The organism is Streptomyces nymphaeiformis, assembly GCF_014203895.1.
In the GTDB taxonomy this organism is placed as follows: Bacteria; Actinomycetota; Actinomycetes; order Streptomycetales; family Streptomycetaceae; genus Streptomyces; species Streptomyces nymphaeiformis.
Window position 1 is genome coordinate 526,231 of sequence record NZ_JACHJY010000002.1, and the last position, 16,856, is coordinate 543,086.

The following is a 16,856-nucleotide window of genomic DNA, read 5'->3' on the forward strand; positions in this document are numbered from 1 at the left end:
CCGACGCCAAGAGGTTTCCCATGACCGGTGACGCGTACGAACCCCCTGTCTCCGGACCATCAGGTGGCGAACCTGTTGTCCGAACACCCGCAGCCCGGCCCCGCCGTCCCCCGGGGCTCGACGGCGCCACGATTCTCGACCACGTCGAGCCCCGGTACGTCGAGTTCGGTGTCGGCCCCTGACGGGCCGTCGCTCCGGAAGGCCTGAAGGAGGCAACCATGGAAGCGGGCAGGGTCGAACGCAACCCGGAGGCGCCGCAGTCGGCGCCGCCACCGCGAGCGGGCCGGGACATCGAACGCGAGGCCGCAGAACGGCTCGACGAGATCCGGCAGTACTTCAAGGACCTGTACGCGCGACGCGACGTCGTCGCCCGCACCACCACCCCGTACGGAGAGGACCTCGACTGGGTCCCCAGCGAGGCCGATGCCGAGCCACCCGATCTCGAGTACCCGGAACGCCCCGGCACCAGCGACCGTCCCGCGTCGGCCCAGCCCTTCGAGGCGGCCGCCGGCAGCGCCCAGACGGGCCCTCCCGGCACGGTCCCCCTGGTGCGCAAGCAGCTGGACAGCATCACCGCCGCCGGCACGCTCCAGGACTACCTCGCCAAGGGGACACGGGCGAAGGTCATGACCCCGCCCGACGATCCCGGCATCGCGCCCCCGGCCGTCTCCCCCCACAAGTACGCGCACGCCGCCCAGCAGGTCACGAACTACGGCACGGAAGGCGTCATCAACACCTGGCGGCCCTACGTCCAGTGGTCGGACGAGTTCTCCCTCGGGCAGGAGTGGGTGGTGCGGGGCAGCTTCGTGCCCGGCACGACCGACGGGCAGACCGTCGAAGTGGGCGCGCAGACCTACAAGGACCTCTACGGGGACTGGTACCCGCACCTGTTCATCTTCTACACGACCAACAACTACACGGCCAGCGGCGCGAACATCGGCGGCTACAACACCGACGTGGCCGGCTGGCAGCAGGTGTCGACCTCGGTCTACCCGACCGTCCGCCTCGCGGAGAGCGTCTACGGGGGAGACCAGTACGAACTCGCCATCAAGGTCACGCTCTTCAACGGCAACTGGTGGATCCGGATAGGCAACGAATGGATGGGGTACTACCCCGCAAGCCTGTTCAACGCCGCCGGACTGCTCAACCAGGCGCAGTCCGTCGACTGGGGCGGCGAGGTCGTCGACGAGATCGGCCACCCGGGGCCGACGGCCACCTGGATGGGCAGCGGCCACTTCCCGTTCGAGGGCTGGAGCCGTGCGGCCTACATGCGCAACCTGGCCTATCAGTCCGACCCCTCCGGAACGATGGTCAACATGCAGGGCTACCCCCACGAGACCAACCCGAACGCCTACAGGATCGCGACCGACTTCTCCGGGACGACGACCTGGGGCTCGAACTTCTACTGGGGAGGCCCGGGTGGAGTCGAGTGACCTCCCGGCCGAGGACGACCGGCCCGAGGACGACCGGCCCGAGGTCATCCCCTCCGAGGTCGATCCGGACGTCGAGTGCGTCCGGATCGAGAAGGCGGGCGGGGCGGCGGAGCCGCCGCCCTATCCGCCCCCGCAGGACCAGCACCCCCCGCCGGGGCGGGGCGTGCGGCTCTGCCCCGAGGGGTACGTGCCCCGGCGCCGTCGCCGCGACTACACGCTGGACGGCAAACGGGTCGTCACCGACTCCCCGGCCACCCGGAATCCGGAGGAGCCGCCGGCTCACGGGGCGGCTTCGCCACCCCCGTCCCCCTGAGACCCGGAGGGAACGGTCACGCCGCACGGACCGTGGTCGTCGTCGCCCTCGTACGTGACGTCGATCCCGGCCCCGTCCGCCGGCAGGTCGGCGGTCCGCAGCGTCGCCATGCCCACCTCGTCCAGGGGGACCGTGCCGAGCACCCGGCCGTCCGTGCTGAAGGTGACGGCACCGCGCGGCGGGCGACCGCCCGGGACCGTCGGCGCGACCCGTACCGTCAACGTCGTGTGCGACCCGGTGGCCAGGGCCGGCCGGGTGGCGAAGGAGCGGGCGGCCGACGGATCGATGGCGAAGGCGCCGTCGCGGTCGATCCCGAACGCGCTGCACAGGCCGTGCGCGGTCCGCGCGAGGTAGCCCGTCGCCGGGGCGAGGACGGCCGTCAGCTCGCGGGGGGTCTGGGGCGGGGAGTCCAGGGCCGTGACACCGACGAGGTCGCTGTCCGCCCGGACCGTCGAGAGCACCACCGGAAACCCGCCCACGACCAGCGTGTCCGTGCCGCGTCCGGTCAGGAACGTGTCGCAGGACTCCTCGTAGTCGACGGTGCCGTCGGACCGGACGGTGTACGCGAGGTCGGCGGTCACCCCGGGACCCGCCTGGAGGAGGTACCCGGAGGCCGGCAGCAGCGTGAGCCGGTGCGTCGAGGCACGGGACAGGAAGCCGGTGCCGGCGACAGGCGCGCCGACGGGCAGCAGGCCGTGGGAGAGCGCGCGGCCGTCGACGGTGATCGTGTGCCCGTGGACCGTCAGCGTGTGCCCGGAGGCTTCGGCGAAGCCCGCCGCCTCCGGGGCGGGCCGGACACGGCCGTCCGGCGACACGGAGAAGCCGAGGCCGCCGTCGGCGGTGCCGGCCGCGACCCGCAGCCGGTAACCGGAGGCGGGCAGCAGATCGAGCTGGTGGACCCGGTCCGGTGCCAGGGGTTCCGCCTCCGGCAGGTCCGGGACGAGCGGATGGTCGAGAGCCCGGGCGTCGACGGCGACGAGGACGCCGCGCACGGTCAGCCGCCGTCCGCCGCGGCCGCCGAGGAAGGCGTCGAACTCCGGAGCGAAGTCGAGCGTGCCGTCCTCGCGCACGTCGAAGGTGACGGCGGCCGTGGCGCCGTCGGCGAGCCGCAGGCGGTAGCCCGTACGCGGCGGGAGCACGACCTCGGGCGGCGGGTCGGCCGCCCCGTCGAGGAACCGTGTCCCGGGCCGGGCGCCGTACGCGGATGCGGCCGGATGCCCGGAAGGCGCCGCGTACCCGGCCCCGTCCGCGTACCCGGGTGCGGATCCGTCCGCGGCCTCGTATCCGGCGTCGACGACGGCGACAAGGGGAAACGTGAGCTGTGAGGTGTCGATGGTGATGGCCGGCATCGGCTCTCCCGATCGGTCGTCGGTGCGGGGAGGGGGTCAGAACGGTGTCGTGCCGGTGATCTCCAGACGCGGTACGAGCTCGATCCGGGTCTCCTTCCGGGCCGACCGGGTGGGCTCCCCCGTGACGCGCGCCCAGCGGCGGATCCTGCGGTCCCAGCCGCAGGTGACGAGTTCGGACTCGTCCCGCGTGACCGCGAGGGACGGCACGCCCCAGGTGTGCGCCGCGACGGCCGCACCGATGCGCTGTCCCGTGCGGTCCCAGCGGTGCAGGAGGCCGTGGGCGCTGCCCGCCGCGATCTCTCCGTCGCTCGTGAGCAGCACCGACCACACGGGCGAGTCGAGGACGAGCGGGGGTCCCACCGGCCGGCCCGAGCCGAGGTCCCAGCGGCGTACCGTGCCGTCCCTGCCACCGGAGGCGACGATCCGCCCGTCGGGAGCGGCCGCGAGCGCCTGGATCGGACCGCTGTGGCCGAGGAGCGGCTCGCCGATCGGGGTGCCGGCCGACCGGTTCCAGCGCCGTACGGTGCCGTCCTGCCCGGCCGTGACGATGACGTCCTCGTCGGCGCCGAGGGCGACCGCCCGTACCGTTCCCGCGTGCCCCCGCAGGGGTTCGCCGAGCGGGGAGCCGGCCGCCCGGTCCCAGCGGCGTACCGTGCCGTCCTGCGAGGCGGAGACGAGCTCCCGCCCGTCACGGGTGACGGCGAGGCCGCGGACCCGGAGCCGATGGCCGATGAGGGGCTCGCCCAGCGGGGTGCCGTCCACCCGGTCCCAGCGGCGCAGCACACCGTCGCCGCCGCCGATGACGATCTCGCGGTCGTCGGGTGTGAGCACCATCGCGAAGACGGTCCGTGCATGTACCTGGACCGGGTCGGACAGCGGTTGCCCGAGCAGTCTGTCCCAGCGGCGGACGTACCCGATGTAGTCCACACCGACGATCTCGGCATCGTCCGACGTCAGGCGGAGGACCATCAACTCCGTAGGAGTGGTGATCTCGCCCACCGCGCGGTTCGTGCTCCTCACGGCGGTGGATCCTGGCCTCAGGCGGTCGCCGCGCGCGCCGGGCCCGATCCCCTCGTCCGGCATGCCCGTCCGGGCGTACGCGTTCATCCTCGCTCCCGCGTCCATCACGACCCCTTCGGCGGTACGGCCCCGTCGAACGCGAGGGCGCTGGACGCCTCGCCCCGGCCGGCCCGGACACGGCGGCCCACCCACTGGTAGATCCGGCCGTCCTCGCCGCGCGCCACGACCGGCACGCGGCTGACGGTCACTCCCGAGCGCGGGACCTCCTCGTCGCGGAAGAACACCCGCTTCACCTCCGGTTCGAGGACCCGGCCCGCCGCCTTGACCTGCGGGAGCCGGGTGCCGTCCGCGCGGAACCGGGGGATCTGGCCGCGGCGCAGACAGATGGCCGCCGAGTCCTCCTTCAGCGGCACCGGCACCAGGGGGATCCAGTGCGGCGGGACCGGCGTCAGGAGGCGGTAGGCGAGCGCCGCCGGGTCGGCCGGCGGGACCTGCGGTTCGTCGTCCGGCGGTTCGTCGGCCCGGACGCGCGGTCTGCCGGTGGCGCTCTGCACGATCCGCTCGATCGCGAAGCCCAGGTTGGCCATCTCGTCGCGGGCGAACAGGACCTCCTCGACGGGGGCGCCTTCGAGGCGGGCCGAGGCCGTCGGCAGCAGCGGCAGCAGGGGAGGAGCCGGCGCGCCGGTCGCGGCGTCCGTCAGCCGGAACACCGACCAGTGGTCGTCGTCGGCCGGCTCGATCACGGTCGTCTCCTCGAAGGTGTCGACGACCGTGAGCGAGGCGATCCGGTGCAGCGCGCTCGTGGCCAGCTCCACCGGGACGATCCAGTGGTCGTTTCCGTAGACGTTCGCGAACTCGACGACGAGGAGCCGGGCCAGGTCCGTGACGCCCGCGTCGATGCGGGGCAGATTGACGGTGGCGTCCTCGAACTCCCACCAGCGTTCGGCCGGCATGCCGGGATACGTGACCCGGGTGGGCAGCACTCCCACCGGTGTGCCGCCGGCCGGCGCGGGCAGCGCGCCGCCGCCGGTGTCGAGCTCGAAGTGGTACGTGTCGGCGGCGCCGCCGGTGTACTCGGGAGCGGTCAGCGTCACCGTCCGGCCGCCGGGTGCGGCGGTGACCGCGAAGCGGTGCTCCAGACGCTCCCGCGCCCAACTCGACGTCACCGGCGGCTGGTACTGCTCCCGGAACCAGGCCAGCCAGAGGTCGGCCGCCTTGTCGAACGCGGTCCGCTGGGGGCCGGTGAGTCCCGGCGGCCGCCAGCCGTCGGCGAGATGGCCGGCGAGCGCGGCCCCGTCGGGGGCCCGGCCCGCGAGGACCTCGCGCAGGGCACGCCCGGCCGGGTCGCGGCGCAGCGGGTCCTGCTCCGGATCGCTTCCGGGTCCGGGCAGCGGCGCCTTCGCGAGGACCGCCTCGTCGATGTCGTCCAGGACGCCGTCGGGCAGGTTCACGGTACGGAGGGTGGCGAGGAACCTTCCGCCGGCCCGGGCCGCGGCGCGCAGCGTGAGCTGACGCGCGCCCTCTCCCGGTGCCGCCCCGGCCTCCGCCAGGAACTCCAGCGGCACGCCCTTCGGCAGGGGCACCGCCGTGCCGTCGGCGGACGGACGGAAGGAACCGAGCGGGGTGCTCTCGGTGCTGAGGGTGCACCAGACGGGCGAGCCGCCGTCCTCGCCCGCGAACTCGGCGACCTGCCACTGCCGGGCCAGCAGGAACAGGGGGTCGGCGACCCGCGCCGCGAGCGCGTCGTCGAGCCGGCCGCCCGTACCGCTCGGCCTGACCACCGGCTCCACGCGGTGGAACTGGCCGAAGGACATGACATCGAACACCGTCAGGACTCCTTGTCGGTCAGCAGGGTGACGAGGGACTCGAGCTCGGCCCGCTTCATGAGGTCCTTCATGTTCACGGAGGGGGCCGAGGGCAGCGCCGTGTCGGGCAGATAGGCCGCGGGCAGGTAGCGCCCCAGCCAGCCCAGCGCGTCGAGGTCGACGAGCCGCAGCTTGGCCAGGTCGAGCGCCTCGCCGACGGTGGCGGTCAGGACGTCGGGCGTCCAGGCCGCCCCCACCTCGGGTGGTACGGCGAGCAGCACGGCCTGCGGAGCCCGCGCCCCCGGCGCGTCGTAGTGGAAGGTGGCGCCCGCCGTGTGCCGCTGAGCGGGGATCAGCTCCGACCACTCGTCGACCACGAGGACGGCCGCCCGGTGCGTCGCGAACGGCTGGGCGGGCCCGTGCACCACCAGGCCCGTCGCCGGTTTCCTCTCGTCCTCGGGCGTCCTGCGCGCGCCGACCCAGCGGTCGCCCTTCGTGAACGGGACCTGTCCGATCCGCAGGGCCTGACCGGCCCCCGTCCCGGCGGCCTGGGCGTGCAGCAGCAGGTCCGCCAGGGCGCCGGTGCCGGGCCGGACCGTGCCCATCTGCTCCACCCAGTCGCCCGGGACGAGACGGTCGTCGCCGCCCCGGTCGAGGCCGGACCCGAACGAGGCGTCCAGCACGCCGGCCTCCGGTGCCTGGACGAGGCCCACGGCCCGGAACCCGGCGCCGAACACCGCCTCCAGGACGGCGGCCGCGGCCCCCGGGTCCTTCCGTTTCGCCTCCTCGTCGGCCCGGTCGAGCCGTTCCTGCCCCTTGCGGAGGGCGCCGGCCAGCTGGTCGTCGAGCTCCGCGGCGGAGCCCGACGGCGGGCCGGTCACCCCGTAGGCGGCGAGCGCCTCCAGGTCCTTGGCCGCGAGCGCCGCCCGGAGGCCGCCGCGCGCGGTGTCCGCCCGGTCCGTCAGCTCCTGGTCGGCGGCGGCCTGCGGGGGGTTGTGGGCCGCGGCCAGATCGGCGGCCGTGCCCGCCCTGCCGGAGGCGAGCACCGAGGCCACCGCCGCGCCCAGCGCCTCGACCTGGGTGATGCCCACGGTGGTACGGGCCCAGGCCGAGGCCCTGCCGGTGCGCAGGACCGGCAGGGCGTCGTCGGGCACGTTCGCCGGCCGCTCGCCGGTCAACGCCTGTTCCAGCACCGCCCGCAGCCGGCCCGCCGCGGCGAGCGCCACCACGTCCAGGGCGCAGTACCGCGCGAGCGGCCAGGCGTGCTCGGTGACCGTGGCCGACCCGGCCCCGGGGTCCTGGCCCGGCCGTACCCAGGCGGCCCGCAGCCGGATCCGGCCCGTCGGCCCCCACTGGTGCCCGGCCCACGCGTCGAGCCGCGGTTCGGCCAGCGCGCGGGGCCGTGCGACCTGCTGCGCACCGTCCCACCCGGCCGCCCGGGCGGTCCCCTCCGGTACGACGACGAGGACCCGGTGGCCCAGCGGGACGCCCCGCCGCGGGGTGTCGAGCACCTGCGGCCGGGGCGGCGGCTGCCCGCCCGCCGCGAGGGACTCCATCGTGGCGGCCGCCCGGTCGGGGTTGCCGTTGGCCAGTTGATGGACGCCCTCGGCCAGGAGGAGGTCCGCCACCGCGTCGAGATCGTCGCGCAGGGCCTCCAGGTGCCGCCGTACGACGGCCTCTTCGTCGGGGGACATCTCCGTGGTCCCCGCCTGCGTCCTGAGGTAGTCGACGACCTGCTGCACCGGCACCTCGGCGAGCCGCGCCCCGTCCGTCACGTCGTGGGGGCCGATGAACTCCTGCGCCCCCGCACCCGGGTGCTGCGCGGTCTGCACCGACCACTTGGCACGCAGCGGCGCGATGAACCGGTCCAGCTCCATGGGCGGCGCGTCGGCGCGCTCGCGTTCGTCGTGCAGGCGCCGTTCGAGCCGGTAGCCGAGCAGCGCGCCCAGCGGCTGGCCCTGGGCCATCCCGTCGACGACCGTCATCGCCACGCGCATCCGGCGGGAGGACAGGTCGACGGCGAAGGCCCCGGGGTCGCTCGGGTGCGAGAGGGCGCCGCTGCGCAGGATGGCCGCGGTCGCCGCCTGCGGGATCGAGGGCGCGAGCACCCATCCCCGGCTGCGCTTGCCCGGGTGCCGCGACAGGTTCTCCACCCATCCGTACGCGCCCAGCTGCACACCGGCCGGGCGTCGCTTCCGCAGGGCGTGGAGCCGGGCGGTGGCGAGGGAGGTGATCCACGCGTCCAGCCGGTGCGACACGAGGTCGAGGGACTCGCCGAGGAGCCGTTCGACCGGCCCGAAGGCGTCCCCGCGCCTGTCCCACTCCTTCACCCGCCCGGCGAGGTACTGGAGGGCGGAGTCCATCTCCGCGAGCCGCACGCTCCACGGGCGTTCGGTGCCCAGCGTCAGGAAGACGCCCCTGCGGTTGAGCGCCGCGTCCGAGATCTGACCGGCGAGGGACAGACGGGCGTCGACGATGGCCTGGAACACCGTCGGACCCCGGTCGGTCGGGGTGTCGTTCCCGGACGTCCCGCCGACGCCCCCGGCGGGCGACTGCATGATCTTGCCCAGGGTGAAGGTCCTCGCCTTCAGCCCGGCGGAACTGATCGTCTGAAAGGCCGTGTCGGGGTTGAGCAGCACATCGGCGAAGGGCAGCCGGGGCCGGAACACCAGCGGGTCCTTCGCCCCGGCGGCGGCGCGCCCGTACTCCAGGTTGGCGCTGTGCCGCAGCAGCGCCTCCAGGAGGGTGCGCGCCTCCTGCTTGCCGACGATCAGGCTGCGCAGTTCGAAGCGTTCGACGACGCTGTCGAGGAAGCCGGAGAGCGCCTGCACCGGATCCGTGCCGTCGGACAGGTACGGCTGTGCGTACGGCAGCCAGAGCCGGGTGGCCCGGCCGTTGATCTGGTAGGTGATGCGCGGCCGGTAGTGGATGCCCAGGGCCTCGTTGAGGGCCCGGGACTGCCGGTCCTCCGGCGTGCTCTCCATGCATTGCTCCCCGGTGCTGAAGCCGGAGCCGAGGATGCCGAGGCCGAGGTCCCCGAAGCAGGCGAGCATGCCGCCCTGGACGGACCGCACCTGCACCGTCGCGGATACGGGCGCCATGCCGAGGGCCCGCAGCACGTCCCGTTCGGGCTTGGGCACGGGGAGCGTCTCTCCGGGTTGGTCGGGTCCGCCGATACGGGGCAGCGTGCCGACACCCACCTCCCAGAACGGGCGCAGGACGCCCAGGACGCGGTGCAGCCCCGCGAGTCCGGACGGCTCGTGCTCCGGGACGTCGGCCCGCCAGCGCGCGGTCGCGGTGACGGGCAGCAGCCCGTACGGCTGCCTGCCGACCCGCAGGACCGGCAGCGGGCCCCTGGCCCGTACGTTCTCGTAGTGATGGCGGCGCAGCCACTCCCGGTCGACGTCGAGCTGCCCGCCTCCCCTGTCCTGATCCATCAGCTCGTCGAGGAAGAAGTCCCCGGTGGCGCTCCACAGGGCGAGTTGCAGGCTGCGCGCGTCGGCCTGCTCCGGATCGTCGGCACCGGGCAGCGCGTCGAGGCCGCCCGGCGGCAGGCCGAGGGCGGCCGCGGTACGGGTGCCGTTGTCCCAGGCGTCGGCCGGGGCGGTCGGCATGGCGCCGAGCAGCCGGTCGACGTCCGGCGGCGCGGGCGGCGGGACCTCGGTCTCGGGAAGGTTGTTGGTCGGCATGCCCTGCGGCACGAACGCCGCCTCGCCGTCCCCGTCCCGGCCGGACAGCAGGCCGGCGACGCGAGCCGCGGCCGCCTCGGGGTCGAGCGAGGCCGACACGCCGAACACGACCACGCGGGTCAGCAGCGGCTCCCGGTCCGGCTCGTACCCGTTCTCGGGGCGCAGGGCCAGGGTGACGGCGAGCCCGTTCTGCTTCGCCGTGTCGTACTGCTTCAGCCAGAGCAGCGCCGGATCGAGGTGCGGTCCGCCGGGTGCGGGCTCGGCGTCCGGGTCGGGGCCGACGTGCACGACATCGGGGATCGCCTCGCCGGGCTCCTCGGCGACCAGGCGGTCGCCCTGGTAGGCCCGTACGACGAACATGTCCGGCAGCGTCGAGACGGTCGCCGCCCGGTTCCAGCCGCGGCCCCGGACGGGCACCTCGGGCCACTGCGGTTCCGGCACCGCCTCGCCGTCGGGCACCGGCGTCGGCGGCCGGGTGTCCGACACCGGCTTCATGAGCCGGACCAGCCACCGGGCCCGCGGTGCGCCGACCGCCCCCGTCAGTTGGCCCCAGGCGGCGAGCAGCAGCCGCTCACGGTCCCGGTCCGCGTCGTCGGCGCGGCCCGCCCGCCACACGGTCCGCCAGTACCGCCGGGCCTGCTGGACCTCACCGTCGGTCGGGTGCGGCTCGTGCGACTCGACGTGGATGTCGTCGGGGAAGATGCGGACGAGCAGTTCGTCGGGTCCCGGACCGTCCAGGCGCAACCGCGTCTCGAGCCGTACCGGCAGGAGCATCAGCGGCACCTCGGGATCCACCTGGCGCAGCAGCGGGGCGAAACCGTCGCCGGTGCGGGTGCGCAGCTCCTCGTCGACCGCGCGCCGGGCCCTGCCGAGGCGGGCGAAAGCGGCCTTGCGTTTGGCGTCGGTGGCCCCGGCGCCGAGCAGGGCGCGGTGCTCCTCGGCCTCGGCCACGTCCTGGCGCAGTGCGCCGAGATCTCTCATCGGGTGTTCTCTCCTCAGGGGGCCAGGAGCCGTTCGGCGGGCAGGATGACCCTGACGGGCTGCTGGAAGCACTGGCGGGCCGTTCCGGCCGCGCTCCTGCCCCAGACCAGGCCGCCGTACGAGACGTTGGGCCGCAGGGTTCCCGGCGCGTACGTCGCGGCGAGGTAGGCGTCCTTGGAGTCGAAGAGGTGACTCCATTTCAGCTCGTTCCAGTCGTCCGCCTCGCCGGGAGTGTTCGGCGGGTTGTACGGGCCGCCCCAGGCGCCGGCGGGCGGCGGGGTGGTGAGCGCGTCGGGGTCGGGGTCGTCGAGCCCGAACCGTGGCTCGGTCGGCTGCTCGGCGATCACGAAGCACCAGGGCGAGGCCCTGAGTTCGGTTTCGGTGACGTCGAAGCCCACCATGGTGGTGTCGGGGTCCAGACCGCCGCGGAACAGGGGATGCCGGGCGTGTGCCTCGTCGGGTTCCGTGCCGTGCAGCGGAGCCGCGTAGATGATCGCGCCGGGGTAGCGGCGCAGCAGGGCGCTGCGCAGCAGCAGGACCACCCGGTCGGGCGGGGCGGTCAGGTGCGCGCCCAGCGGGAGGTCGCGCTGCCAGGTGTGCAGCTCCGGCAGGTCCTTCCCGTACCCCCAGAACGAGGCGAAGTACGTGCCGCGCTGGTCGGTGGGGTACTCGCGCCAGCGCAGCTCGCGGGCGAACTCGTGGTTGAGGCCGACCATGTAGGAGGCCACGAAGGGCGCGTTGGTGAGCGCGAGGACCGCCGAGTCGGCGGGGACGTGTTCGAGGCCGCCGAAGAGCCACTCGTCGGACTGCCTGGACAGCGGCGGCCACATGGCGTCCTGGAACACGGGCGCCCACTGCACCGGGGCCTCCGGGTCGGTGCCCTCGGGCCGCTCCACCCGGGAGGCCACCACGGCGGGCACCGTCACCGACGGGTCCGTCAGCGCCACGATGCCGTTCTGCGAGGTGCCGGTCGGGAAGGGGTCCCGGTGCGGGATCGGCGGGGCGTCCGACGGGCCGAGGACCCGGTCGTGCGCCGAGACGACCATGTCCTTGAGGTTCTCCGGACTGGCGCCGAGCACGGCGGGTGCGGGCAGCCGGTCCTGCTGCCCGGCGAGCAGACCGCCGCCGGTGAAGACGTCCAGGGGCAGCGTGCCGGTGGACTGCCAGCGGTCGACGAGCCCCTTGAGGGCCTCCGGGTCCCAGGGATCCTGCGGTGCGCCGGAGCCCTCGCCCAGGAGACGGAGCTCGCCGTAGCAGTCCGCGCTCCACTCGCCGGTGTAGCCGCCGGCGGCGTCCCAGTCCCAGTCGCCCGGACACGTGCCCCGGAAGGTGCCGTGGTGGGACTCGGAGCTCCAGGTCCCGGTGAAGACGCCGTCGGAGGAGGAGTTCCAGGAGTCCCAGGTCCCGGTGCACACCCCGCGCCAGACCCCGCGCTCCCCACCGGACTCCCAGGTGCCGGTGTAGAGGGCGAGCCAGGTGGGGTCCGTGCCGCCGGCGCCCGTGTTGTTGCTCCAGCTGCCGTGGAAGGCACCCTGCCAGGTGCCCGACCGGTCGGGGCCCATCCGCAAGGTGCCCGAGCAGGTGCCCCGCCAGCCGCCGGCCGGCTCGCCCTTGCCGGCGTTCACGGTGTCCCACGGCCCGGTCCAGGAGCCGGTGAACCCTCCCGGTGCCGTCCCGGTGTCCACCGCGCCGGTGAACAGGTCGAGTCCGGCCGGTCCGGTCCGTTCGGTGGGGAAGACCAGATCGCCGTGCGGGTCGACCCTCGTCCTGGCCAGGAAGTCCTCGGGGGCCTCCACCTCGGGCAGTGCGCCGAGCCGGAAGGAACGGTTGAGTCCGGAAGCGGCGAGCGGCGCCTTGGCGGCCAGCTCCGCGGTGGTGACGGCGCGCTGCCGGGAGCGTGCGAGCGCGTCGGCCGCCACCTTCTGCCAGGCGTCAGCCGCCCCGTCCTCGGGCGCGAACACCTTCCGTACGGCGTCGAGCCGCTCCGCGCCGACGACCTGCTCGGGCGCGACGGAGAAAGCCACCGTGCCGTCCGGGTCGCGGCGGGCCACGGCGAGCCCGGTGGGGGAGGAGGCGACCGAGGTCAGCACCGTCGAGAACGGCGGCGGCTCCGGTGCGTCCGCCGCCCGCCCGGCGATCAGGCCCACCCGCCGGCTGAGGACGCCCATGGGGCGCACCGTGCGGTGGAACACCGTGGTGGCCATGGCGTTCGGCAGGAGGCTCGCCCGGACCGACGACCACAGGGTGGTGTTCGCCGTCAGGGGGATCCGGCTCTGCAGGGGGGTCGCGAGGCGCAGCACCTCGTCGGCGGAGAGCGGCTTCACGTGCCGCAGGTGCAGCCGGCCGGAGACCAGCCGGGCGAACCGGGCCAGGTCGAGGAACCGGTTGGCCGCCTGGACGTCCACCAGCTGGCGCCACGCGGAGGCCATGAGGGCCTCCTGGTCGGCCTGCACGGCCCGGGCGCCCAGGCCCGCCGGGACCCGCCACCGCGGGTCCAGGTTGAGGGTGTCGAGCCAGCCCGCCGAGGCCGGGTCGGCGCTCTTGCGCAGGGCGTGGAAGCCTCCGTACAGCGGGGGCAGGACGTCGGGGTCCTCATCGCCGCTGCCGTCGGAGACCGGGACCAGCGCCTTCGCGAGCCGCTGCTGCCACTGTGCGCTCTGGGCGCCGGTGGGCCACGGGTCCCGGGGCCGGTCGCCCGGGGGACGCAAGGCGCTCTCCACCTCCTGGACGACCGGTCCGGGGCCGTTCGCGAACAGACCGGGGCGGCTGACGTCGAGCGGCCGGCGGCCGGCGTGCGGGGGGAGCGGGTGGGCCTGGAGACGCGCCGCGAGGGTCTCGAAGTCGCCGGCCTCGCCGGTCGAGAACACCCAGGAGAAGTAGACGGGCAGTTCGCACCGGACGGTCGCGTCGGACTCCCACGCGGGGGCGAGACTCGCGCCGTCGGCGGCCTTGCCGAGTCCGGCGAGCTTTCCGGCGAGGAAGGAGGGGACGAGGCAGGCGGTGTACGTGGTGTGCGGTTCGAGGCGGCGGGGTGCGAGGAGCCGGGAGACCGACCGCCGCGGGTCGGTCTCGTGGCCGGGGAGGGTCTGGGCGTGCGCCCACAGGTGCAGGGTGCTCGGATCGGGCAGCTCGCTGCCCGGGACCCGGAGGACCGGCAGCGGCACACCGGGTTCGCGTTGCGGGCGGCCCGCCGAGCCGGGTACGCAGACGAGGGTCAGCCAGGGGCGCAGTTCGCCCGTCGCGCCGGCTCGCAGCGGGGTGAACAGCCAGGGCAGCTCGGTGCGTTCGAACTCCACCAGCGGGAACCGGGTCGGCTCCGCGTCCGGTGTGCCGGGCAGCGGGAAGACCCGCACGATCTCCTTGGGGTCGATCGCCCGGACGTCCCCGGGGCCGTACAGCTGGAGCGCGGGCATCGGGACCGGCCGGCCGGGACGGCCGTTCACGGACGCGGTGGCCGCGAGCGACCCCCGTACGGGAGTGGTACGGGACAGGTCGTCGGCGTCGGTGAGACAGGCGGCGGCGCCGGCCCGGTCCCAGGACGCGAAGGTGTACACGGTCATGGCCTCACCTCGTACGCGGGCACGATCTGGAGAAGCCCGGGCCCGCCCGCGGTGTCCCCCAGCTTGGCTGCGGCTTCGGTGAACGTGCTCAGGAAGCCGGTCTGCGTCTTGAGCGTGTCGCGGCTCGCGAGCGCGTACATGCGCTCCTTCAGCACCGGCTGTCGCGGCGGCGTGGTGTAACGGGTGCTCAGCTCGTGGACGAGGCTGCGGCCGACGGCACCGTGGGCGAGGGCGGTCTCGAGGGCCGCGTCGCTGATCAGCCAGGGAGGGGCGGGGGCCGTGCCACCCAGCCACTTGGTCTCGTACTCGACCGGCACCGTCGTCCGGGTGGCGCTGCCCGCGGTGGGCGGCGGGGTCAGCTCGGCGCCGGAGCGGAACCGCTCGAAGGCCGGCTGGGTCAGCTTCTGATCGTCCGTGAGGTCGAAGAAGTCGGCCCGCGCGAAGTCCTCCGTGACCGGCTGCGAGGTCCCGACCCCGGTGGGGAACGTGACGGCCACGTCGAACGCGGTCGCCTTGGGCAGCCGGCCGGGACCGAACCGGACCACCTCGATCCCCAGCGGCACCGTGCGCTGGCTGAACCGCACCCGCCCCAGCGGATGCAGCAGGCGGCCGGCGGCCACGCCGTCGGCGCGCAGCGAGACCATCGTGCGCACGCCGTCCGGCAGGACCGGCTCCCAGCTGCGGGGATCGTCCAGGGCCTGTTCCAGGGCCCGGCAGACGTCCGGGGGCGTCGGGGCGACCACCTGGCCGGTGCAGTTCCAGTGCTCGTCGAAGGGGAAGCTGACGTCGAAGAAGAAGAAGGACACGCTGGCGCGTCCGGCGACGTGCCAGCACGGCGTCGGACCGTCCACGTGGACGCGCAGCCCGACGGAGCACAGGGTCTCCCCGGCGACGCGCAGCGCGAACGAGCCGCTGAGGTCGAGCATCACGCCGAAGCTCGGCTCCCAGCGCACCAGCGCGTCGAAGGAGAGCCGCCCGGACACGCCGGTGCCGCTCGTCCCGATGACGGCGGACAACTCCGCGCCCGCCTGGACGGTGCCGGGGGTGAGGGCGAAGTAGCCGGAGAACACGACCTTCAGGAACGGGCTGTCCGCGATCGGGATCGTCAGGCGCTTCGGCGTGGGGAAGCCCGCGGGAGGGGTGTAGCGGGGATGGAAGCCACCGGCGCTGAGGATGAACGTCGCGTCCTGACCCGACTTGGCCCGCAGGGCGAGGCCGCCCTCCACCGGGGCGGTGAGCAGCCGTGATCCGGCGAGGTTCGCGTTGATCTCGACCAGGCCGTCGGCGGCGTCGACGACGCCCGCGACCGAGGCCCGCAGGTCGATCACCGGCGCCTGCGGGGCGGGCAGCGCGATCCGCAGCCGGCCGAGGAGGCCCACCACCCCGCTGGGCAGTTCGAGCACCACGCCGACATCGGCCGTGACGAACGAGACCGGACGGCCCCAGCCGACCCGGAACATCGGCCCGACGACCGTGCTCCCGGCCCGCGCGGGGAAGACCGCCCCCAGCGTGGTCAGGATGCGCGGCGCCGCCGCGGCGGCGTCCGCGGGGAAGAGCAGGTCGTCCAGGTGGCCGGACTGCACGGCCGCGGCCAGGCCCGCCCGGTCGAGCGCGCGGCCGACGCCGACCAGACCGCCGACGGCGTTGAGCGTGAACGCGAGGCCCAGTTCGATCGCCGGGGTGAACTCGGCGCTCAGCGCCACGAGCACCGACGGCGGGCGGGGCTGCAGGATCCCGAACGCCTTGACCTCGACGGGGCCCAGGCTCAGCGAGAGCGCCCCGCGGTACTGCCCGTCCTGCTCGCCGAGGAATCCGCCGCCCTTCGCCGGGCCGAGGGCCAGGCTGAGTCCGAGCCCCTTCGGCGGCACGATCGACGGCGTGTACCCGCCGGCCGTCGGACGGATCTCGAGCCCCACCCCGTCGACCGCCGCGTCCGCGACACCGAGCAGCGAGGCACGGAAGGAGGTGATGAGCTGGAGCCCGCCGTCGTGCGAGGCCACGTACAGCGAGGGCGCGCGCAGCCCGGCGGGGGCCCGGTCCAGGGGCAGGGCGATGCCCTTGCCGTTGCTGCCGCCGTCGAGCCGCAGCCCCTTGCCGTCGAGGCGGACGCCCAGACTCCCCTTGAGGGAGAGGCCGTCGGGGGCGAGGAGCTTCAGCAGCTCGTGGTCCGCGAGCGCGAGCTCCAGGCCGTCGGCCCGGAACGCGAGGGTGGAGTTCTCGGGCGCGAGGGTGGGCAGGGCGAGCACGAGGCCGATGCCGTCCCGCACGGAGAGCCCCGGCACCAGACCGAGGGTGTCACTCAGCCTGAACGTGAGGTTCAGCACCGGAGGAAGCGTGGTGCCGAGCGGCTCCACCTCGGTGGGGCCGGCGCGGAGGACGTTCTCGATCACCAGCGACCAGTTCGGCGTCGCCCGCGTCGCGCCGCGTACCGCCGTCCGCAGCAGGTCGACGAGGACCGGCCACAGATCCCCCGGCGCCGCTGCGTTCGGCAGTGCGAGCCGCGTGAGCAGAGCCTCCGGGGTGAGCGCGTCGGAGGGCAGTCCGAGCGCCTGCGCCAGGCGCTTCGGACGGGCGGTGTCGGGAAGCCCCGGGAGGTCCGGGAGCAGGAGGATCAGCCCGTCGCGGACGTCGGTCGCCAGCTGCGGCAGGGGGGCGGCTGCCATCAGCGGGTCCGTGAGGGGAGGTGGACGTTCATCGGATCGTCGC

The 16,856-nt window shown here is 74.6% G+C and carries 8 protein-coding genes; 2 read left to right on the forward strand and 6 right to left on the reverse strand.

Translation table 11 applies throughout. The features are described from left to right. Window positions 1-218 precede the first annotated feature (218 nt). Complete coding sequence (locus tag GGE06_RS08225) at window positions 219-1,433, forward strand: neprosin family prolyl endopeptidase (protein WP_184930402.1); 1,215 nt, start codon at window positions 219-221, stop codon at window positions 1,431-1,433. Further along, entirely contained in the window at window positions 1,420-1,746 is a 327-nt protein-coding gene (locus tag GGE06_RS08230; RefSeq protein ID WP_184930403.1) for a hypothetical protein, read from the forward strand. Before GGE06_RS08225 ends, GGE06_RS08230 begins: the two co-directional genes overlap by 14 nt. Here GGE06_RS08230 and GGE06_RS08235 read toward each other — a convergent pair. Genes GGE06_RS08235 through GGE06_RS08260 form a run of 6 tightly spaced genes read right to left on the reverse strand, consistent with a single transcriptional unit; the run spans window position 1,713 to window position 16,813 of the window. Further along, entirely contained in the window at window positions 1,713-3,095 is a 1,383-nt protein-coding gene (locus tag GGE06_RS08235; RefSeq protein WP_184930404.1) for an Ig-like domain-containing protein, read from the reverse strand. The genes GGE06_RS08230 and GGE06_RS08235 overlap by 34 nt on opposite strands. Before the next feature lie 36 nt (window positions 3,096-3,131). After that, a complete protein-coding gene (locus GGE06_RS08240; protein ID WP_246532378.1) occupies window positions 3,132-4,202 on the reverse strand; it encodes a WD40 repeat domain-containing protein in 1,071 nt (356 codons plus the stop codon). A 17-nt stretch (window positions 4,203-4,219) separates the two neighbouring features. Continuing rightward, complete coding sequence (locus tag GGE06_RS08245) at window positions 4,220-5,941, reverse strand: hypothetical protein (protein ID WP_116157150.1); 1,722 nt, start codon at window positions 5,939-5,941, stop codon at window positions 4,220-4,222. 2 nt (window positions 5,942-5,943) lie between these two features. Beyond that, on the reverse strand, window positions 5,944-10,590 hold the full coding sequence (locus GGE06_RS08250) for a hypothetical protein (RefSeq protein ID WP_184930406.1): 4,647 nt from the start codon (window positions 10,588-10,590) through the stop codon (window positions 5,944-5,946). Between the two features lie 14 nt (window positions 10,591-10,604). Then, the gene (locus tag GGE06_RS08255) at window positions 10,605-14,150 is read right to left on the reverse strand and encodes a hypothetical protein (RefSeq protein ID WP_184930407.1); all 3,546 of its coding nucleotides are present in this window, start codon (window positions 14,148-14,150) and stop codon (window positions 10,605-10,607) included. Next, window positions 14,147-16,813, reverse strand: a complete 2,667-nt coding sequence (locus GGE06_RS08260) for a DUF6603 domain-containing protein (RefSeq protein WP_184930408.1) — start codon at window positions 16,811-16,813, stop codon at window positions 14,147-14,149. The genes GGE06_RS08255 and GGE06_RS08260 overlap by 4 nt, the downstream gene beginning before the upstream one ends. Window positions 16,814-16,856: the final 43 nt, after the last annotated feature.

Coding starts and splice junctions, on each gene's coding strand:
- GGE06_RS08235 (WP_184930404.1), bottom strand. CDS start 3,095: ATGCCGGCCATCACCATCGACACCTCACAGCTCACGTTTCCCCTTGTC.
- GGE06_RS08255 (WP_184930407.1), bottom strand. CDS start 14,150: ATGACCGTGTACACCTTCGCGTCCTGGGACCGGGCCGGCGCCGCCGCC.
- GGE06_RS08225 (WP_184930402.1), top strand. CDS start 219: ATGGAAGCGGGCAGGGTCGAACGCAACCCGGAGGCGCCGCAGTCGGCG.
- GGE06_RS08240 (WP_246532378.1), bottom strand. CDS start 4,202: ATGAACGCGTACGCCCGGACGGGCATGCCGGACGAGGGGATCGGGCCC.
- GGE06_RS08250 (WP_184930406.1), bottom strand. CDS start 10,590: ATGAGAGATCTCGGCGCACTGCGCCAGGACGTGGCCGAGGCCGAGGAG.
- GGE06_RS08260 (WP_184930408.1), bottom strand. CDS start 16,813: ATGGCAGCCGCCCCCCTGCCGCAGCTGGCGACCGACGTCCGCGACGGG.